At 65.0% G+C, this 18,452-nt stretch carries 18 protein-coding genes; 7 read left to right on the top strand and 11 right to left on the bottom strand.

What is annotated here, in order from left to right; genetic code table 11:
• Positions 1-43: 43 nt before the first annotated feature.
• The 3 genes from C7G42_RS22105 to lptF are packed head-to-tail and all read right to left on the bottom strand — an operon-like array spanning position 44 to position 4,796.
• Entirely contained in the window at positions 44-2,533 is a 2,490-nt protein-coding gene (locus C7G42_RS22105) for an LPS-assembly protein LptD (RefSeq protein ID WP_199581057.1), read from the bottom strand.
• Entirely contained in the window at positions 2,533-3,630 is a 1,098-nt protein-coding gene (gene lptG, locus C7G42_RS22100; protein ID WP_094896693.1) for an LPS export ABC transporter permease LptG, read from the bottom strand. Before lptG ends, C7G42_RS22105 begins: the two co-directional genes overlap by 1 nt.
• Positions 3,627-4,796 carry an LPS export ABC transporter permease LptF gene (gene lptF / locus C7G42_RS22095; RefSeq protein ID WP_106951033.1) on the bottom strand — a complete coding sequence of 390 codons (1,170 nt, stop codon included), beginning with the start codon at positions 4,794-4,796 and terminating at the stop codon, positions 3,627-3,629. The genes lptG and lptF overlap by 4 nt, the downstream gene beginning before the upstream one ends.
• Before the next feature lie 339 nt (positions 4,797-5,135).
• On the opposite strand from lptF, the gene C7G42_RS22090 reads away from it, so the two are divergent.
• From C7G42_RS22090 to C7G42_RS35070, 5 genes are all read left to right on the top strand, one after another.
• Positions 5,136-6,632, top strand: a complete 1,497-nt coding sequence (locus C7G42_RS22090) for a leucyl aminopeptidase (RefSeq protein WP_106951032.1) — start codon at positions 5,136-5,138, stop codon at positions 6,630-6,632.
• Positions 6,633-6,641: 9 nt separating this feature from the next.
• Complete coding sequence (locus C7G42_RS22085; RefSeq protein ID WP_106951031.1) at positions 6,642-7,094, top strand: DNA polymerase III subunit chi; 453 nt, start codon at positions 6,642-6,644, stop codon at positions 7,092-7,094.
• A gap of 166 nt (positions 7,095-7,260) precedes the next feature.
• Positions 7,261-7,761 (top strand): hypothetical protein, encoded by a 501-nt coding sequence (locus tag C7G42_RS22080; RefSeq protein WP_199581064.1) that lies wholly within the window; start codon positions 7,261-7,263, stop codon positions 7,759-7,761.
• 417 nt (positions 7,762-8,178) lie between these two features.
• On the top strand, positions 8,179-8,478 hold the full coding sequence (locus C7G42_RS22075; RefSeq protein WP_106951029.1) for an ABC transporter substrate binding protein: 300 nt from the start codon (positions 8,179-8,181) through the stop codon (positions 8,476-8,478).
• Positions 8,448-8,615 (top strand): hypothetical protein, encoded by a 168-nt coding sequence (locus C7G42_RS35070; protein WP_158537624.1) that lies wholly within the window; start codon positions 8,448-8,450, stop codon positions 8,613-8,615. The genes C7G42_RS22075 and C7G42_RS35070 overlap by 31 nt, the downstream gene beginning before the upstream one ends.
• A gap of 13 nt (positions 8,616-8,628) precedes the next feature.
• Here C7G42_RS35070 and C7G42_RS22070 read toward each other — a convergent pair whose 3' ends face one another.
• The 3 genes from C7G42_RS22070 to C7G42_RS22065 all read right to left on the bottom strand — a co-directional run bounded on the left by C7G42_RS22070 (position 8,629) and on the right by C7G42_RS22065 (position 11,200).
• Positions 8,629-10,494 carry an ABC-F family ATP-binding cassette domain-containing protein gene (locus tag C7G42_RS22070; protein WP_106951028.1) on the bottom strand — a complete coding sequence of 622 codons (1,866 nt, stop codon included), beginning with the start codon at positions 10,492-10,494 and terminating at the stop codon, positions 8,629-8,631.
• A 52-nt stretch (positions 10,495-10,546) separates the two neighbouring features.
• Positions 10,547-10,720 carry a hypothetical protein gene (locus C7G42_RS35410; RefSeq protein WP_199581056.1) on the bottom strand — a complete coding sequence of 58 codons (174 nt, stop codon included), beginning with the start codon at positions 10,718-10,720 and terminating at the stop codon, positions 10,547-10,549.
• A 225-nt stretch (positions 10,721-10,945) separates the two neighbouring features.
• Positions 10,946-11,200: a sulfur globule protein precursor gene (locus C7G42_RS22065; RefSeq protein ID WP_106951027.1), complete on the bottom strand. Its 255-nt coding sequence runs from the start codon at positions 11,198-11,200 to the stop codon at positions 10,946-10,948.
• A gap of 315 nt (positions 11,201-11,515) precedes the next feature.
• Here C7G42_RS22065 and ndk point away from each other — a divergent pair, with 315 nt between their 5' ends.
• Positions 11,516-11,938 (top strand): nucleoside-diphosphate kinase, encoded by a 423-nt coding sequence (gene ndk, locus C7G42_RS22060; RefSeq protein ID WP_094896700.1) that lies wholly within the window; start codon positions 11,516-11,518, stop codon positions 11,936-11,938.
• A gap of 41 nt (positions 11,939-11,979) precedes the next feature.
• On the top strand, positions 11,980-12,840 hold the full coding sequence (locus tag C7G42_RS22055; RefSeq protein ID WP_106951026.1) for a TerC family protein: 861 nt from the start codon (positions 11,980-11,982) through the stop codon (positions 12,838-12,840).
• Positions 12,841-12,846: 6 nt separating this feature from the next.
• Here C7G42_RS22055 and C7G42_RS22050 read toward each other — a convergent pair whose 3' ends face one another.
• From C7G42_RS22050 to C7G42_RS22030, 5 genes are all read right to left on the bottom strand, one after another.
• The gene (locus tag C7G42_RS22050) at positions 12,847-13,158 is read right to left on the bottom strand and encodes a DUF3240 family protein (protein ID WP_106951025.1); all 312 of its coding nucleotides are present in this window, start codon (positions 13,156-13,158) and stop codon (positions 12,847-12,849) included.
• Positions 13,155-16,229: an efflux RND transporter permease subunit gene (locus tag C7G42_RS22045; protein WP_106951024.1), complete on the bottom strand. Its 3,075-nt coding sequence runs from the start codon at positions 16,227-16,229 to the stop codon at positions 13,155-13,157. Before C7G42_RS22045 ends, C7G42_RS22050 begins: the two co-directional genes overlap by 4 nt.
• A 1-nt stretch (position 16,230) precedes the next feature.
• Positions 16,231-17,265 (bottom strand): efflux RND transporter periplasmic adaptor subunit, encoded by a 1,035-nt coding sequence (locus C7G42_RS22040; RefSeq protein WP_502694232.1) that lies wholly within the window; start codon positions 17,263-17,265, stop codon positions 16,231-16,233.
• Between the two features lie 245 nt (positions 17,266-17,510).
• Positions 17,511-18,074: a cytochrome b/b6 domain-containing protein gene (locus tag C7G42_RS22035; RefSeq protein ID WP_106951022.1), complete on the bottom strand. Its 564-nt coding sequence runs from the start codon at positions 18,072-18,074 to the stop codon at positions 17,511-17,513.
• An 11-nt stretch (positions 18,075-18,085) separates the two neighbouring features.
• Entirely contained in the window at positions 18,086-18,361 is a 276-nt protein-coding gene (locus C7G42_RS22030) for a PepSY domain-containing protein (RefSeq protein ID WP_106951021.1), read from the bottom strand.
• Between the last annotated feature and the right edge of the window lie 91 nt (positions 18,362-18,452).

Genomic DNA, 18,452 nt, shown 5'->3' with positions numbered 1-18,452 from the left:
CGTCGAGCCTGTGATGGGGCAACGCGCCGGCACTTCAAACCGTTCACTGGAGGCCGGCGGAACTGCTGGTCGTCGACGAGGTCGCCAGCGTGCGCAGGCCGATCTGGAACATGAACGCATGGCTCAGCACGGGCGGCGCGGTGCCCGCCGAATAGCTATACGAAGTAACGTAGTTCGCCGCCAGCACGAAGCAATCGTCGACATAGCCGGCACCGAGCACATACTGGTTGATCTTGTTCGCTTCGAGGTCCCACCGCGCCGAGCCCGACACCACCCAGTTGGTCGCGACCTTCAGCGAGCCCGAAGTCAGGATGCCCTCGCGGCGGGTCAGATAGCCGAGTTCCGGCTGCGGCGCGTAATTGCCGTACATCACGCTAACCGCCCAGCGATTGAAGTTGGCGCGGCCTTCCGCCTCGAAGCGCTGCACGTTCCAGGTCTGCTCGTCCATGCGGGAGCGGACGCTGAACGTATAGGTGCTGTTGGGCGAGTAGCTGGCGCTTGCGACGTAATCGGAGCGCGGCTTGTCCAGGCCGGAATCGAGGCCGGTATTGATGGAGTCCTGGACCGCGAAGGAGTTCATGCCGAACAGCTGGTAGGACTGGCCGAACAGCACCTTGACGGCGCCGCCCTTGTCGAACTGCGTGGTGGACTGCACGCCGACATTGGCGCGGCCGCCGCCCTCAACGCGGTCGTAGCCGGAGAACTTGTCGACGCTGAACAGGTTCGAGGCGTCGAACACCATGCTCTGGGCGTCTTCGTTCGGGAGCTTGCCGGCATTGGTCTCGTTCGGCCGGATGATGATCTGTGCGATCGGCTCGATGGTGGTCGAACCCCAGGGTTGAACGTTGATGAAGGGATAGCGGTATTCCAAACCCACGGTCGGCATCAGGCGGAACGCCTGGGTGTCGCCGACGGGAAGATAGTTCGACACGCCCGGCTGGTTCGAGACCGAGGAGTTGATCGCGTCGGCGCGCAGGCTGGCGAACGGCGTCCAGATCTGGCCGAGCGGATCGGTGAAGGATTTGCGCCACTGCGCTTCGGCCGTGAGGCGGGTGTAGGTGCCGGGGAAGCCGCGCAGCAGACACTGCGACGGCGTGCGGGCCAGCGGATCGGCCGACGCCGTCGTGCACAGGCTGCTGGTGTTGGCGACCGTCGTGATCGGATCGAACACCGCCTGGTCACGCGACAGGTTCACGAAATTGGTCTTGTAGCTGAACTCGCCGCCGAACACCGGATAGTTGAGCACGTTGGCATAGTCGATCACCGGATAGACGATCGGCACCTGGCTCTGGTTACCCGAATAGCTCAGCCAGTACATCGTGCGCGCGTCGAAGAAGCTGCGGTTGCCGACGCCGGTCAGATAGAGCTGCGACAGCGCTTCCGTCGGCAGCAGCAGGAACGAGCCGAGCGGGTCGCGGTACTGGTAGAGCCGGTAGTCCGAGAAGAAATAGTAGTCGGACATCAGGACGCCGTCCCAACCCCAGACCCATTTGTCGTTCAGCGCGAACTGACCCTTGGTGTCGACGGCGCCGCGGAACTGCTTGTCGCCGGGTTGACCGGAAAACGCGCCGGGATCGAGCTGGTCGATGCCATAGGCGCGAATCTGGTAGGCGCCGTCGATCAGGCGCTGGCGGAATTCACCCTGAAACAGCACGCCCTGCCGCGACATGAAGCGGGGGGTGAAGGTTGCGTCCATGTCGGGCGCGATCGCCCAATAATATGGAACCTCGGCGCCGAATCCCGTGTTCGTCGTGCCCGGGAAATAGCCTGGCATCAGGAAGCCGCTCTTGCGCTTCACGGTCGGGTCGGGCGTCGAGAAATAGGGCATGTAGGCGATCGGCACGCCGAAGAATTCGAGCGACGCTGTTTCGAAATACAGCATCTTCTCCTGCTGGTCGTGGATGATGCGCGCACCCTTGACCTGCCAAAGCGGCGGCTTCTTCGGATCGTCCTTGCACGGCGCGCAGGCCGTGTAGACGCCGTTCTCGAACACGGTGTAATTGCCGTCGGAGCGGTCGGAGCGGCTCGCGGCCATGCGGGTCTGGTCGGCGGTATCCACGCGCAGCGAATCGACGAAACCGTCGCGGTAATCGTCGGACAGATCCAGTATCTCGGCATAGGTGATCTTGCCGTCGGCATCCGTCATGCGGATGTTGCCTTCGGCATGCAGCCGCTTGGTCTTCTGGTCGTAGATGACCTTGTCGGCCTCGACGCTGGTGCCGTTGTAGAACAGCTGGACGTTACCGACCGCGGAGACGCGCGAATTGTTGTAGTCGTAGTCGACCTCGGTCGCCTGAACCAGCATCTGGTTGTCGTTGGCGGCCTTCGGCGGCTTCGGGCGGGGCGGCAGCGGATTGTAGGTGAAGCTCTGGGCCGAGGCAGGGGCCACGGCGGCAACATCGATCAGCGCGCCGAGCGATGCGACGGCGGCGCCGGCCAGCACGAGCCTGCGAAGAGCCAAACCGAACCCGTTCGCGCGCATCACGATGCGGCGCGTCAAACCAGACACGGGTCCTCGACGGACGGCAGTCACTAACCGTCCTCCTGGTACAACAAGGCCAAAAAGCCGGTGAGGCCGCCCACCACTGCGGGCAACCACGCCGCAGCGATCGGATGCATCAACTCAGCCTTGCTCAAGTCTTCAGTCACTTTCGACAGAACGTAGAGCAGAAAGCCTGCGCCCACGCCACTCAAAACCATCTTTTGCACGCCGCCCATCCGGAAGAAGCGCAACGACACCGAGGCCGCGAGCATCACCATGGCGGCCAGCAAAAACGGCTGTGCCAGAAGCTTCTGATACTGGAGTCGGTATCCAGCTGTCGCGAAGCCCGAGCTTTCGGAGGAGCGGATGTAGCTCGGTAGTTGCCAAAATGACACAGTCTCTGGGGTGGAAAAGCTGTTGCGGACCTGCGCCTCGGTCAGCGTCGTCGGAATCTCCAGTGTGGCCTGGTCGATCGGCGGTGAGTCCAGCGAGAAGCGGCGAACGGATTTGAACAGCCAACGGCCTGCCTCCAATGTCGCCTCGCGCGCCTCGACTCGCTCCTTGAAATGGCTGTCTGTGTCAAAGCGGAACAGCGTCAGGCCGGTGAGTCGGACGCCCTGCTGCTCGCTGCGCGCGGCGTTGATGATGGTCTGGCCGTCGCTGGTCAGCTGATTGAGCCAGAAACCGGAGGCGTCCTGGACGCCGCCCCCGGGCGCCGAGCCGAACAGCTCGGCTTCCATGCGCTTGGAGAGCTCGCGCAAGTTCGCCGACATCGGATTGTAGGCGATCGTCGCGATCACCCCGATCAGGAGCGCGCTGCCGAGCGCCGGAGAAATGAACTGCCATGCGGAGATGCCGGCGGCGCGCGCAACCACGAGCTCGAGGCGGCGGGAGAGGGCGAGATAGCAGGTCATGGCGCCGATCAGCATGCAGAACGGCGTCAGCTTCTCCAGCAACTGCGGCACCCGGAACAGCGAGGTCTCGGCCACCATCAGCGCCGAGGCGGACGCCAGCCCCGAGGTCTTGCGCACCATCTCGATGTAGTCGACCAGCACGAGCAGCAGGAAAATGCCCAAGAACACGCCGAGCGCCGCGACCACGAAGCGGCCGGCAAAATAGCGTCCGAGTGTGTTGGTGAGCATGCTCATGCGGTGGCCGGCCGCCCGAACAGCCGCGCGATTCGCGCATTCGACCTGTTGATGGCTTCCATGAGGCCAGGGGGCGGCTCGACCACGACGCCGCCGATGATCATCCACAGCCCGACGCCGATGGCGCCAAAGACCATCGCGTATTGGACCAGCACCGGGCTCGATGACTTCACCGCCATCACCGAGCAGGCAAAGCCGGCCATGCGCAGGCCGAACACCGCGACGACCGAACCGCCGATCGAGAAATTACGGCTCTGGCGAGTGGTGCGGGGCGCACCGAGGAAGGCGAAGGTCAGCACGGCGAAGGCGAAGGGATAGATCGGCGCGAGCAGGCTGTCATGCAGGGCCGAGCGGAACTGGCCGGGAATCTGCTTGTAGACGGGGTCGTTGTCGGACGGCGAGAGCAGCTCCCAGAGATAGCGTTCGCGGATGCCGAGGGTGACGTCGCGGCCCTGGTTGGAGAACTTCGACATGTCGAAGCCGTAGCGGCCGAAGGCCACCAGCGCGGGATCGCGCTTGCCCGCCTCGAAGCGCTGGAGATTGCCGGTCTCCAGCACCAGGAATGAGCCGGTCTCGTTCTTCACGACCTCGCCGTGCTCGGCGACGATCGAGACGCGCTCGTTGGGATCGCGGCGGTCGTCGATGAAGATGCCGGCAAGGATGCCGCCGGGCTGGCGTTCGCGAATCCGGATCGTGAGGTTCTGGTCGAGCTGGGCGAAGCGGCCGGGCTGCAGGATGTTCGTGAGCACGTCCGCGGTGATCTCGGCATCCCACTGCTTGATCCGCCGCATGCCGTCGGGCGCGAGATAGGCCGCGATGAAGGCCACCAGCAGCGCCACCACGCAGGTGGCATAGAAGAACGGAAGGAACAGCCGGATCGGCGACAGGCCGGCGGCATTCATCACGATGATCTCGGAATCGGTCGCGAGCTTGTTCAGCGTGTGCGAGATCGCGATCATCAGCGCGATCGGCGAGATGATCAGGACGAGCGCCGGCACGACGAGGCTGGTGATGCCGAGGAAGGTGAGGATGGTCTGACCCTGGCTCGTCATCAGGTCGATGCCGCGCAACGCCTGCGTAATCCAGATCACGCCGGTAAGGCTGACCAGGATCAGCGCAAACGACGCCAGCGTCGTGCGGAAGATATACCTGTCGATCGACCCCATGCGCTACCGCACGAATCCCACCAAGTCCCCAATGTCGGCCGAAATTCCGCTGCCCAACCAATCCCCGATCAGGGGATCCCCAAGGTTGGCCAGCGCTTCTTCCGCCAGCTCACTCTCTCACTACCATCCCTTTGATCCGTCAACAAAATGGCTGCCCCGTGGCACCCTCATTTTACGGTTAATATTTCCCTCGTTGTGACCTTGCGGCCACGGGGGGTGCTTGGCATCTGCCGGGGCGCTGGCACATAGTGCGGAAGGCTCAGTGAATCGTCGTTCAGGTCTGGCGCTGGCCGGGGACCCTGAACAGCAAAAAGACCAAGATTTTTGAAGGAGTTACCTATGTCCGATGCCATCAAGGTCGGCTTTGTCCCATTGTCCGCTGCCGCCCGTGGCATCCTGGTCGTGTTCTGCGACGACAGTCTGAAGGTCGGTCCGGCGACGGCCAAGGCGCTGGGCGGTGCTGTCGAACTCGTGAAGCGCGCGGCGGCCGCTGCCGCCTTCAAGGGCAAGACCGGGGCTGCGCTCGACATCCTGGCGCCGGAAGGGGTGAAAGCCGCGCGTCTGCTCGTGATCGGCGCCGGCAAGGCGGTCGGCCTGAAGGCGAGCGATTTCCTCAAATTCGGCGGGGTGGCGGCGGGCAAGCTTGCCGCGGGGGCGGCCGCCGTGACCGTCATGGCGGAACTGCCCAGCGGTGCCATGACGAGCGAGCAGGCGGTTGCGATCGCCTCGGGCCTGCGCCTGCGCGCCTACAAGTTCGACCGCTACAAGACCAAGAAGAAGGACGGCGAGGAGGGCGGCTCGCGCGCCGAGATCTCGCTTGCGGTCGGCGATGCCGCCGCCGCGAAGAAGGCGTTCGCCTCGGCCGGCCACGTCGTCGACGGCGTGATCATCGCGCGCGATCTCGTCAACGAGCCGCCGAACGTGCTCTTCCCCGAGGAATTCGCGAGCCGCGCCAGTCAGCTCCGCAAGCTCGGCGTCAAGGTCGAGGTGCTCGACGTCAAGGCGATGCAGAAGCTCGGCATGGGCGCGCTGCTCGGCGTCGGCCAGGGCTCGGCGCGGCCGAGCCGCACCGTGATCATGCGCTGGGACGGCGGCAAGAAGGGCGAGGCGCCGGTGAGCTTCGTTGGCAAGGGCGTCTGCTTCGACACCGGCGGCATTTCGATCAAGCCGGCCGGCAGCATGGAGGACATGAAGGGCGACATGGGGGGCGCGGCCTGCGTCGTCGGCCTCATGCATGCGCTTGCCGCGCGCAAGGCCAAGGCCAACGTGGTCGGCGCCATCGGCCTCGTCGAGAACATGCCCGACGGCAATGCGCAGCGGCCGGGCGACATCGTCACCTCGATGTCGGGCCAGACCATCGAGATCATCAACACCGACGCGGAAGGCCGCCTCGTTCTGGCCGACGTGCTCTGGTACGTCGCCAAGAAGGTGAAGCCGAAATTCATGGTGGATCTGGCAACGCTGACCGGCGCGATCGTGGTCGCGCTCGGCACCGAGCATGCCGGCATGTTCTCCAACAATGACGAACTCGCCGAACGCCTGCTGACGGCCGGCATCGAGACCGGCGACAAGGTCTGGCGCATGCCGCTCGGTCCCGAATACGACAAGCTGATCGATTCCCAGTTCGCCGACATGAAGAACACCGGCGGCCGCCACGGCGGCTCGATCACCGCGGCGCAGTTCCTGCAGCGCTTCGTCGACGGCACGCCCTGGGCCCATCTCGACATCGCCGGCACCGCCATGGGCGCGCCGAAGACCGACATCAACCAGAGCTGGGCAAGCGGCTATGGCGTCCGCCTGCTCGACCGGCTGGTCGCCGACCATTACGAGCGTTAATGACCCGAGATGACCGAAGTCCTGTTCTATCATCTGCAAAACATGACGGTGGAGAACGTGTTGCCGCCGCTTCTCGAGAAATCGCTCGAGCGCGGCTGGCGTGTCGTGGTGCAGTCGACCTCGGAGGAACGCGCCGACGCGCTCGACGCACATTTGTGGACCTATCGCGACGATTCCTTCCTGCCGCACGCGACATGGCGCGTGAACGATGCTGCCGATCAGCCGATCGTGCTGGCAATCGAGGAGGGCAATCCCAACGGCGCCCATGTCCGATTCCTGGTCGACAACGCCGCCCTGCCGCAGGACACGCAGGGCTATGCGCGCATGGTGCTGCTGTTCAACGGAGACGATCCGGATGCCCTCGCGCTGGCCCGCAGCGCGTGGACGGATTGCAAGGCGCGGGGATTTGATGTCACCTATTGGCAGGCCGACGAGCGGGGCCGGTGGCAGCGTCGGAATTAGCGGTCGTTCGCAATTAATGATAATTTGCACTTTTCGGGTGATGCTGGCTTTTGTCACCTTCGTGCCGCAAAGTGATGTTGGGACAATCGCTTAGGGCTGGTCCTTCACGCGGGGAATTTGGTTTATCGTGCGACATCAAAAGCTTCCCAAGTCGCTCATCATTGCGTTGGCTGCCGTCGGGCCTCTGGTTGCGGGCTGCTCCGGCGGGACCGACCTGCTCGCGTCCGCCAAGGACGCACAATGGTTCAACACGCCCAGCCGGCTGTTCATCAAGAACATCTCGATCGAGTCGCCGCCGCTGACCCCCGACAAGCCGGTGGCAGCTGAGGATCTCGTCAGCGCCGACGGGGCCTGTCCCGGCATGACGCCACCTCCGGGCCCTGCCGATGCCAATGCATCGACGACGGCGCCGGTCTCCTATGGTGGCACCGTCGCGCTCGGCCACACCGAATGCGACGTGGTGCGCGGCATCGGCGCGCCGTCGAACGTCAATCTTTCCAATGATGCCGCCGGCCGCCGTGTTGCCGTCGTGACCTGGGCCACGGGACCGCGCGCCGGCATCTACACGTTCACCGCCGGCCGCCTGTCCTCGATCGAAGGCAATCCCGATCCGCAACCGGTGCCGAAGGCGACCAAGCCGAAGCCGAAGAAGAAGCAGGCGACGTGAGGCAGGCTCGCGCCCCGCGTTGAGTCGGCTTGGGCCCACCAATTTTCTGCGCCAAGCATAAGGTGCCTCTATCAAAGACGGAACCTTGGCAGCTAGACTGCCAGTATGGGATCGTCGGGGCTGGGCATGAGACGGCGCGAGTTCATTGCAGGACTAACCGCGGCCGTGACCGCGCCCTCCGTGGTACGTGGACAGACGTCTAAACAGGTTCGCCGTGTGGGCGTGCTGGTCGGGCTTGCCGCAAATGCCGACGTGCCGGTGGCGCGGGCGTTTCTCAAACCATTCAGCGAAGCCATGACGGGGCCGGTTGGATCGAGAACGAGAATGTTCGCATCGACTATCGCTTCGGCGGAGCGCTGTCCGATCTCGCCAACACCCGTGCCTCCGCCGTGGAACTAGTCGCGCTCCGCCCCCGAAGTGATCTATGCCCAGGGCCTGCCGGCGGCGTTGGCGCTTCGGCAGCAGACTACGACGATTCCCATCGTGTTCACGCAGGTGATTGATCCGGTCGGCTTCAAGCTTGCCGACAGTCTCGGCCATCCAGGCGTGCAGGTCGTCGAGCTCCGCACCCACAACGATGGTGAGACCGAAGCGCTGATCGCTACGTTCGGTGGCGAACGAAATACCAGTCTACTGGTAATACCCGAGCCGTTCACCAATGGACATCGCGACCACATCGTCGCCCAATGCGCCCGTTTTCGCGTGCCCGCATCCTGAAGGGCGGATCGCCGCGCGACCTGCCGATCCAGGCGCCGCGACGATATGAACTGGTCGTCAATCTGACGACGGCCAAGACTATTGAGCTCGACGTGCCGCCATTGTTGCTTGTCCGCGCCGATCGCGTGATCGAATAGCGCGCGCCTGGCGCTACCCAGCGGCCTCGTCAAACTGCGTGCTTGCCTCCAGCCACTGCTCTTCCGCGCGCGCCAGCGCGTCGGCGGCATTGGCGCGGGCCTTCGACAGCTGCGCGGCCTGCTTGGGATCGCGGGTGAAAATGTCGGGCAGGGCGAGGGCGGTGTCGATCTTGGTGATGATTTCGGTGACGCGCGCGATCTCGGCTTCGGCTTCGGTGATGCGTTTCTTCAGCGAGCCGCGATTGTCCAACCTGGCGCGCTGCGGCTTTTCGCTGGGCACGCTGCGCTCGCGCGGGGCGGGCTCGCCGTTGCGCGTGGACAGCACCAGGCGGCGGTACTCGTCGAGGTCGCCGTCGTAATTGGTGACGGTGCGGTCGGCGACGATCCAGAGCTGGTCGGCGCAGGCCTCGATCAGATAGCGGTCGTGCGAGACCATGATGACGGCGCCGGGGAATTCATTGATGGCCTCCGCAAGCGCAGCGCGGCTGTCGATGTCGAGATGGTTGGTCGGCTCGTCCAGGATGATCATGTTGGGGCCGAAGAAGGTCGCAAGGCCCAGCAGCAGCCGCGCCTTCTCGCCACCGGACAGTTTTGCCACCTTGGTGTCGGCCGCCTTGCCGGAAAAGCCGATCGCGCCGGCGCGGGCGCGGACCTTGGCCTCGGGCGCATCGCCACCCATCAGCTTGCGGACGTGGTCGTAGGTGGAGGCGTCCTCGTTCAGCTCGTCGAGCTGATGCTGCGCGAAATAGGCGATCGACAGCTTGTCCGCGCGCGTCACCTTGCCGGAGAACGGCGCGAGGCGGCCTGCGAGCAGTTTGACGAGTGTCGACTTGCCGTTGCCGTTGGAGCCGAGCAGGGCGATGCGGTCGTCATTGTCGATGCGCAAGGTGACCCGATTGAGCACCGGCGCTGCCGGATCGTAGCCGACGGATGCGTTGTCGACGGCGATGATCGGCGGCGAGAGAAGTTTCTCCGGTGCGGGGAAGCTGATCTCGCGCACATCCTGGGTGACCAGCGCCGTGATCGGCTTCAGCCGCTCCAGCATCTTGACGCGAGACTGCGCCTGGCGGGCTTTGGAGGCCTTGGCTTTGAAGCGGTCGACGAAGGCTTGCAGGCGGGCGCGCTCGGCCTCCTGGCGCTTGACCGCCTTGGCATCGAGCATCTCGCGCATGGCGCGCTGCTCCTCGAAGGAGGAATAGGTGCCTTTGTAGAGCGTGAGCTTGCCGCGCTCCAGATGGAGGATCTGGTCGACCGAGCTTTCGAGCAGATCGCGGTCATGGCTGATCACGATCACCGTGCGCGGATAATGCGCGAGATGATCCTCCAGCCACAGCGTGCCCTCGAGATCGAGATAGTTGGTGGGCTCGTCGAGCAGCAACAGGTCTGGGGCGGCGAACAACGTGGCCGCGAGCGCGACGCGCATGCGCCAGCCGCCGGAAAATTCGGCGCAGGGACGGAGCTGGTCGGTGGCGGAGAAGCCGAGGCCAGACAGGATCGCAGCGGCACGGCTCGGCGCCGAATGCGCGTCGATGTCGACCAGCCGGGTCTGGATCTCGGCGATGCGGTGCGGGTCAGTCGCGCTTTCGGCTTCAGTGAGCAGAGCGTCGCGTTCGAGGTCGGCCTTGAGGACGACGGAGATTAGGCTTTCAGGTCCGTTCGGGGCTTCCTGGGCGAGGCTGCCGACGCTCCAGCGTGGCGGCAGGCTCACCGAGCCGTGCTCGGCCGCGAGTTCGCCTCGGATCACCTTGAACAGCGTCGACTTGCCGGTGCCGTTGCGTCCGACCAGACCCACGCGCGATCCCGGCGTGATCTGCACGGAACTCTGGTCAATCAGAAGGCGTCCGGCAAGGCGGATGGAGAGGTCGGTGATCCCAAGCATGCGGCCTTGTCACCGCAAGGCGCGTCGAACGCAACCCGTTTTTCGCACCCGCTCAGTGCTGGTCGCGGTCGCGCTGCCTCAGCTCGTTCATGAGCTGTTCGAGATGGGTCGGGAGCTGGGTTTCGGGACGCAGCCGCTGCTGGAGCCGTTCGCCCACGGCATCGCGAATCGAGCGACTGGTGCGCCGGTCGATCTGTTCGCTGTCATTGGCAAAAGCGCCGGCCATAGCGTTGGTTCCGTGTGTTCATAGTCAGGACACGGTACCAAGTCATTGACCCCCAAAATGGTTTCGCCGCTTTTGGGCAATGTCGGCATTCTCGTCAAAATTGCATGATTCTCGGCATGTCCGCCCAAAATGCGAAGCCCCGGCGGGGGGATCGCCGGGGCTTCTCTTGGAAGGTACCTGTGGGGGCGCAGATACCTATCGTCCTTCAGGAAGGTGCTATCGGGCTCAGTAGCAGCGGTTGACCATCCGCCAGCGGGGTCCCCAGGGGGTCGGGACCAGCCGGCGCGCGTAGCAGCCGCCATAACCGTAGGAGACGGGGGCATAGAAGCGCGGACCGCCCCAACGGTAGCCGCCGTGCCAGCCGCCACCGCCATGCCAGCCCGGGCCGCCGCCGTGCCAATGCGCTGAAGCCGAGGTCGGCGCCAGCGCGGCACCCAGCGCAACCGCAGCGACAGCGGCAAGCGAAAGTTTCCTCAACATGGTGATCTCCTCAAAAACTGCCGGCGCGGGGCTATCGCGTCCGATGGAAAGGCCTCCGAAACGGTCCGCCCGGTGATCGGGCTTCGGTTTCGATGGGGCCAACCCTACGCCGGTGAGGCTGAACCGAATCCTGACGGAGCCTTCAGATTGGGTTCATCTGGGTGAAATTGTCGTAATCCATGTTGAAACCGAACCGTCCGGTCCTGCGGCGAAGCGCCTGTGACGTCACCCCGGCGGTCGCTTGCCGGATGACAAAGGCGCCGATATAAGCCCGGCAACTCGACAACCACCGCTTTTCTTCCCAAGGACAAGATTATGGCCATCGAACGCACTTTCTCGATCATCAAGCCCGACGCGACCGCCCGTAACCTGACCGGCGCCGTCAACGCCGTGATCGAAAAGGCGGGCCTGCGCATCGTCGCGCAGAAGCGCATCCGCATGACCAAGGAACAGGCCGAGACCTTCTATGCCGTCCACAAGGCGCGGCCGTTCTTCGGCGAGCTCGTCGAGTTCATGACCTCGGGCCCCGTCGTCGTCCAGGTGCTCGAAGGCGAGAACGCCGTCGCCAAATATCGCGACGCGATGGGCGCGACCGACCCGTCCAAGGCCGCCGACGGCACCATCCGCAAGCTCTACGCCAAGTCGATCGGCGAGAATTCCGCGCACGGCTCGGATGCGCCGGAGACCGCCGCGATCGAGATCGCGCAGTTCTTCTCGGGCAACGAGATCGTCGGCTGATCCATCAGCCGTAATTTAAAGACCGGGCGAAAGGACCTATTGTGAGCTGGCTCTGGCAGATCTTCGATCCCGCCACGATCGGGGCATTCTTCACCCAGTTTCGCAACGAGATGGCCGAACCGACCTTCTGGATTGCGGTCGGCAAGATCATCTGGATCAACATCCTCTTGTCCGGTGACAACGCGCTGGTGATCGCGCTCGCCTGCCGCGGCCTGTCGCCGCGACACCGCCTGTGGGGCATGATCTTCGGTGCCGGTGCCGCGGTGCTGCTGCGGATCATCTTCACCGGCATCGTCGCGACCTTGATGGAGCTGCCGTATCTCAAGTTGATCGGCGGTCTCGCGCTGATCGTGATCGCGGCCAAGCTGCTGGTGCCGGAACACGACGACGACGACGACGTCGACGCTGCCTCGCATCTGTGGCAGGCCGTGCAGATCGTCGTGGTGGCCGACATCGTCATGTCGCTCGACAACGTCATTGCGGTCGCCGCGGCCGCCAATGGCAGCGTGCCGCTGCTGATCCTCGGCCTTGCCATCAGCGTGCCGTTGATCGTGGCCGGTGCGGCGCTGATCATGGCGCTGCTCGAAAAGCTGCCCGTGCTGGTCTGGGCCGGTGCGGCGCTGCTCGGCTGGATCGCCGGCGAGGTGATCGCGACCGATCCCGGCGTCGCGCCCCACCTGCACACGCTGTTCGAAGGTCCGTTCGGCGCCTCGCTCGACAGCATGCTCGGTGCCTTGCGCATCCCGCCGCAGTTCGGCCATGGCGGCGCCGGCGGCGAATATTTCTGCGCGGCGCTCGGCGTCGTCGTCGTGCTGGTGGTCGGCAGCATCTGGCGCCGGCGCAAACTGAACTCTGCCGCACTGGCATCGTCCGAGCGGCACGCCCGGGCGTCGGCAGAGTAGGGCCGCTCAGTCGATCGTGCCGAGCTCCGTCACGGGGATCGTCCAGTACACCAGCTTGGTTCCGGCGAACGCGACCCGCAGCCGGTCGAGCAAGCGGCCGGCATCGCTGCTCGGCAGGACCACTTGCACGACGGCCTGATCGGCATGGCCCTTCACGCGTTCGGCGGCCGTGTGCAAGCGGATCTCGGTGCCGTGACCCGCTCCGTGCGATGCCGTGAAGCCCGAAACCAGGTCGGTCTGCTCAGTGAGATAGTCGAACACCTCCTCGCGCAGGAGATGCGGCACGATCAGCGTGAGACAGACGGGGTGCTCGGTCATGTCGCCACCTTCGACGTCCCGCCATAGCGGCGATACAGGATCGGCAGGAGAATCAGGGTGAGCAGGGTCGAAGACATCAGTCCTCCGATCACGACGATGGCGAGCGGCCGCTGCACCTCGGATCCCGGGCCGGTGGCGAACAGCAGCGGGATCAAGCCCAGCGCCGTGATGCTCGCCGTCATCAGCACGGGGCGAAGCCTGCGCATGGCGCCCTCGACGACGATGCGATCCTCGGCAAGGCCGTGGGCGCGGAGCTGATTGAAGTAGGACACCAGCACGACGCCGTTGAGCACGGCGATGCCGAGCAGCGCGATGAATCCGACCGAGGCCGGCACCGACAGATACTCACCCGTCACGACCAGCGCGAACACGCCGCCGATCAGCGCGAAGGGAATGTTGACGAGCACCAGCAGCGCCTGGCGGATGGCCCCGAATGTGGTGAACAGCAACACGAAGATCAGGCCGATTGCAACGGGGACCACGACGGACAGGCGCGCGGCGGCGCGTTGCTGATTCTCGAACTGTCCGCCCCAAGTCAGTCGGTAGCCACTCGGCAGCGGCAGTTCGGTCGCTACCTTTTGCTGGGCGGCTTCGACGAAGCCGACCATGTCGCGGCCGCGGACGTTGGCACGCACCACGCTCATGCGGGTGCCGTCCTCGCGGTCGATCTTCACCGGGCCGTCCACGCGCTGGATGCGGGCGACCTGCGACAGCGCGACATGCCGTCCGGACGCCAGCGTCAGCGGCAGGCTCGCCAGCAATGTCGGCGCCTCCCGCGTCGTCTCGCTGCCCCGGACCAGGATCGGCGTGCGACGCCCTTCTTCGAGCGCCGTCCCGATGATTCGACCCTCGATCTGGGTCCGCAGCGAGGCGACGATGGAATCCACGGTCAGGCCGAGGCGACCGGCCTCCATGCGATTGACTGCAACCGTGTAATATTGAGCGCCTTCGTTCAGCGTGGTGTAGACGTCCTCGGCACCGTCGATACTGGACAGGATCGCCGACAGCTTCGCCGCGGTTTCGTTCAGCCTGGCGATGTCGGGGCCGAAAATCTTGACGGCGACGTCGCCGCGCACGCCGCTGATCATCTCCTGCACGCGCATGTCGATGGGCTGGGTGAAGCTGAGCGAGATGCCGGGAAAGCCGGCCAAGACCTCGCGAAGCTTCTGCAGCAGGGCCTCGCGATTGTCGGTCGCGCGCTCGGCGGCCGGTTTGAGCACGAGGAACGTGTCGGTCTGGTTGGGGCCCATGGGATCGAGGCCGAGCTCGTCCGACCCGGTCCGGGCGACGATGCCGGCGATGTCAGGTACGGCCAGAAGCGCGGTCTGCAGCCTTGCATTCATGGCGAGCGACTCGTCGAGGTTGACGGATGGAAGCGTCTCCACGCTGACGATGACGTCGCCTTCGTCCATCGTCGGCATGAAGGTCTTGCCGAGCTGGGTATAGGCGAAGCCCGCAGCGACGAGACAGATCAGCGCCGCGGCCATCACCTTGCGCTCGTTGTTCAGGGCCCAGTTCAATGCCGGCGCGTAGACCCGTTGTGCCGCACGCACCAGCAGGGGATCGCGATGTGACGCGGATTTGAGCACGAAGGAAGTCGCAACCGGAATTACGGTGAGTGCCAGCAGCAGCGAGCCGGCCAGCGCGAAGATGATGGCCAGCGCGACCGGGATGAACAGCTTGCCCTCCAGCCCCTGCAGCGTCAGCAGCGGGACGAACACGATGATGATGATGAGCACACCCGAGGCGACCGGCTCCAGGACTTCGCAGACCGAACGGTACACCAGATGGATCAGCGGCGCGGTTTTGCCGGGCTCGTGCTTGGCGAGATTGCCGACGATGTTCTCGACCACGACCACCAGCGCGTCGATCAGCATGCCGATCGCGATCGCAAGTCCGCCGAGGCTCATCAGGTTGGCCGACATGCCCACTAGGCGCATGATGATCAACGCAATCACGATGGCGAGCGGCAGGCTGAGCGCGATCACCAGCGATGCGCGCCAGTTGCCGAGAAAGAGCAGCAGGAGGACGATGACGAGGACGGTGGCCTCGCCGAGGGCCCGCACCACGGTGCCGACGGCGCGGTTGACCAGGCGGCTGCGGTCGTAGAACACGTTGATCGACACGCTCTTAGGCAGCGAAGGCTGCAGCTCGGCGAGCCGGGCACGCACGTCGCGGATGAGCTGACCCGCGTTGGCGCCGCGCAGGCCGAGCACCAGACCCTCGACGGTTTCGCCGCGGCCGTCAGATGTGACCGCGCCATAGCGCGTCAGCGTGCCGACTTTGACGCTCGCGACGTCGTTGACCAGGATCGGCACGCCCTCGCGGGTGTCGACGACGATGGCCTTGATGTCCTCGATCGAACGGATGCTGCCTTCGATCCGAACCAGGGCGCTGTCCTCGCCCTGGTTGACCCGCCCGGCGCCGTCGTTGCGGCTGTTGGTCTCGATGGCCCGGCGAAACACATCGTAGGAAATGCCGCGCGCGGCCAGCGCATCGTTGCGCGGCACGATCTCGAAGGCGCGGACATAGCCGCCGAGCGCATTGACGTCAGCAACGCCGGGGACCGTCCGCAGAGCAGGGCGGATCACCCAATCCAGCAGGGTCCGGCGCTCGGCGAGCGAAAGCTCGGGGCTGTCGATCGTGAACATGAACATCTCGCCGAGCGGGCTCGTGATCGGCGCAAGCCCGCCGGTCACCCCTTCCGGGAAATCGCGCGAGATGTTCGACAGCCGCTCTGAGACCTGGTTGCGCGCCCAGTAGATGTCGGTGCCGTCCTCGAAATCGACGGTGATGTCGGCCAGCGCGTATTTCGTCGTCGAACGAAGCACCTTCTTGTTCGGCAATCCGAGCAGCTCGAGCTCGACGGGGACGGTGATGCGCTGCTCGACCTCTTCAGGGGTGAGGCCCGCCGCCTTCATGATGACTTTGACCTGAACCGGCGAGACGTCGGGAAAGGCGTCGATCGGCAGGCTGGGCAGGAGGACGGCGCCGGCGCCGATCACCAGCAGCACACTTAGCAGAACGAACAGTCGCTGCGACAGCGCGAACGCAACCAGGCGCCGGAGCATTTTACTGCCCCAGTCCCGAGAGCATGCCGCGCAGCGCCGAGATGCCGCCGATTGCAATCGCGTCCCGTTCCGTGACGGCGCCCGACACGACGACATGGTCCTGATCTTCCGCCAGCAGCTTGACCGGGACCAGCCGGAAGCCGCCGTCGAAGGCGACGAAGACCGATGTCTGCTCGCCCCTTCGGACCAGCCCACTGTAGGGGATCTCAAAGGCGCTTTCGCCGGCCGAGAGAAACCCTATGCGGGCCGCGGTGGTCTGGCCGGGATGCAGTTCGCCGTCATTGGGGACTTCCGCGCGAATCAGAATGGTCTGGGTGGCAGCATCGATGGTCTCTGAGACCAGCACGACCCGGCCTGAAGTGGAATAGCCCTCGATCTCGACCTTCGCGCCGGTGCGGATCGCGCGAATGTTGGTGGCAGGGACCGCGATTTCGGCCCATAGCGGCGAGAGCCGCGCCAGCTTGACGAGCGGCGCGGATTGTTCGAGCCGTTGCCCTGGCGACACCGCGAGCTCGACCACGGACGCGGTTTGCGGCGCATTGACGGTGAGCGTCGCGCTGATCGCCGCTTGCTGGGCGAGGCGCGAGATTGCATCATCGGACATGCCGCTCAGATGCAGCATCTGGCGCCGTTCGGCGACGACGAGAGCGGCCTGGCGCGCTTCGGCCTGGCTGGCCTCGAGCACGCGTTGCGGCACGGCCTTGCCCTCGAACAGATCGACGTTGCGCGCGAGCTGCTGGCTGACGAGATGCTCCTGCGCAATCGCGTGCAGATAGTCGCGCTGCTGGGAGACGAAGCTCGGACTCTCCAGGGTGACCAGCGGCTGGCCGGCGGTCGCGCGGTCACCGCGCCCGACCAGGAGATTGGCGACCATGCCGGCCACAGGCGCGCTGACGACCCACAATTGCTGCGTCGGGATCACGATCTGGACGGGATAAGGCATCGTGAGATCGGTCCGGCTCGCGATCGGATGGGTGACGCGCACGCCGAGATTGCGCGCCTGCGCATCGCTGAGCTTCACCTCGCCCTGCGCCATCGCAACTGAGGGCAACAGGCTCAGTGTAATCGCAACAAGGGTACGCGCGAGCGCGCCCCCAGAGGAGGTGAGACGGAGATTTCCGTGACGGACTCGCATGAGGAATGTCCCCTGCTCACCGGCGAGCGAAGCGCTATTCGATTGCAGGTTTTGCTTACTCCAGCCGCGCGTGGGCGAGTTGATTTGCCTCAATCGGCTGTCTTCGCCCCTCTCGGTGAGGCGGCGGCTGGGCCAGGCAACCTCGCTCACGATGGACGCTTCCTGCCGGTGATCATCGCCTTCACCAGGTTCTCGCGGTGCTCGAAGCTCGCCACCAGGACGCCAAGCACATGGACGACGACCAGGCCGATCGTGAGGTTGGCGAACGTCTCATGGACCTCTTCCACCCATTTTGCTCCCCAGAAGCTGCCCGTCGTCATCATGTAACCGGTGGCGCAGGTGCCGATCAGCATGACGATCAGCGCCACGACCATCGCGCCGCCGGCAGGATTGTGGCCGAGATAGCGCGGCGCCCTCAGCAGCGCCACGTCGCGCGCGTAGGCGAGCACCGCGCGCGGCGAGCGCACGAAGTCGCTGAAGCGCGCACGGCGCGGTCCCACGAAGCCCCACACGATCCGTAAGCCGAGCAACCCCGCGATCGTGTAGCCGGCAGCGATATGGACATTCTCGACCTCGTCACCGGTCGCATAAGCGAGCAGAAACAGCCCGGCCAGCGACCAGTGGAACAGGCGCACAAAGGGGTCCCAGACCTTGACGGTGGCCGGCGGCTTCTCGCCGCCGGCCACGATCGCGTCGTGAATGACGCTCATGGTGCGGCCTCTTACAACTGACCGACGATCCGGCCGCTGGTCGGATCGACGAACAATTCGACCCGGCTGCCGGACTTGTCGATGGTGTAGAGTTCGCCACAGGCATTCTTGAGCTTGGCCTTCTGGACTTTGTAACCTTGGGCTTCGACCTTGGCCTGCAATTGTTCGAGCGGCAGCCAGTTCGTCTGTGGCGCTGCAGTGCAGGGGCGCCCGAGGCTGCCGGCATGAGCGGTCGCGGCGGCTGCGAGCAAGGCGACGGCAGCGGTGAAGATGGTGATATTGCGCATGGTTCTCTCCGGCTTGTGGCCTCCAGCCGCGTCAAGCGGCAAGGCGATTTGCGGACATTGGCAGACGAGCCCTGACGGCAACCTGTTGATC

This window comes from Bradyrhizobium sp. MOS003, from assembly GCF_003020125.1.
Classification (GTDB): Bacteria; Pseudomonadota; Alphaproteobacteria; order Rhizobiales; family Xanthobacteraceae; genus Bradyrhizobium.
Note: the sequence above shows the minus strand (reverse complement) of the source record. Positions and strands in the feature narration are given on the sequence as shown.

What these genes read in the sequence shown, in the direction of transcription:
- lptG (WP_094896693.1), bottom strand. Translation starts at nt 3,630, where the DNA reads ATGAGCATGCTCACCAACACACTCGGACGCTATTTTGCCGGCCGCTTC.
- lptF (WP_106951033.1), bottom strand. Translation starts at nt 4,796, where the DNA reads ATGGGGTCGATCGACAGGTATATCTTCCGCACGACGCTGGCGTCGTTT.
- C7G42_RS22090 (WP_106951032.1), top strand. Translation starts at nt 5,136, where the DNA reads ATGTCCGATGCCATCAAGGTCGGCTTTGTCCCATTGTCCGCTGCCGCC.
- C7G42_RS22085 (WP_106951031.1), top strand. Translation starts at nt 6,642, where the DNA reads ATGACCGAAGTCCTGTTCTATCATCTGCAAAACATGACGGTGGAGAAC.
- C7G42_RS35070 (WP_158537624.1), top strand. Translation starts at nt 8,448, where the DNA reads ATGCGCCCGTTTTCGCGTGCCCGCATCCTGAAGGGCGGATCGCCGCGC.
- C7G42_RS22070 (WP_106951028.1), bottom strand. Translation starts at nt 10,494, where the DNA reads ATGCTTGGGATCACCGACCTCTCCATCCGCCTTGCCGGACGCCTTCTG.
- C7G42_RS35410 (WP_199581056.1), bottom strand. Translation starts at nt 10,720, where the DNA reads ATGGCCGGCGCTTTTGCCAATGACAGCGAACAGATCGACCGGCGCACC.
- C7G42_RS22065 (WP_106951027.1), bottom strand. Translation starts at nt 11,200, where the DNA reads ATGTTGAGGAAACTTTCGCTTGCCGCTGTCGCTGCGGTTGCGCTGGGT.
- ndk (WP_094896700.1), top strand. Translation starts at nt 11,516, where the DNA reads ATGGCCATCGAACGCACTTTCTCGATCATCAAGCCCGACGCGACCGCC.
- C7G42_RS22050 (WP_106951025.1), bottom strand. Translation starts at nt 13,158, where the DNA reads ATGACCGAGCACCCCGTCTGTCTCACGCTGATCGTGCCGCATCTCCTG.
- C7G42_RS22045 (WP_106951024.1), bottom strand. Translation starts at nt 16,229, where the DNA reads ATGCTCCGGCGCCTGGTTGCGTTCGCGCTGTCGCAGCGACTGTTCGTT.
- C7G42_RS22040 (WP_502694232.1), bottom strand. Translation starts at nt 17,265, where the DNA reads ATGGCGCAGGGCGAGGTGAAGCTCAGCGATGCGCAGGCGCGCAATCTC.
- C7G42_RS22035 (WP_106951022.1), bottom strand. Translation starts at nt 18,074, where the DNA reads ATGAGCGTCATTCACGACGCGATCGTGGCCGGCGGCGAGAAGCCGCCG.
- C7G42_RS22030 (WP_106951021.1), bottom strand. Translation starts at nt 18,361, where the DNA reads ATGCGCAATATCACCATCTTCACCGCTGCCGTCGCCTTGCTCGCAGCC.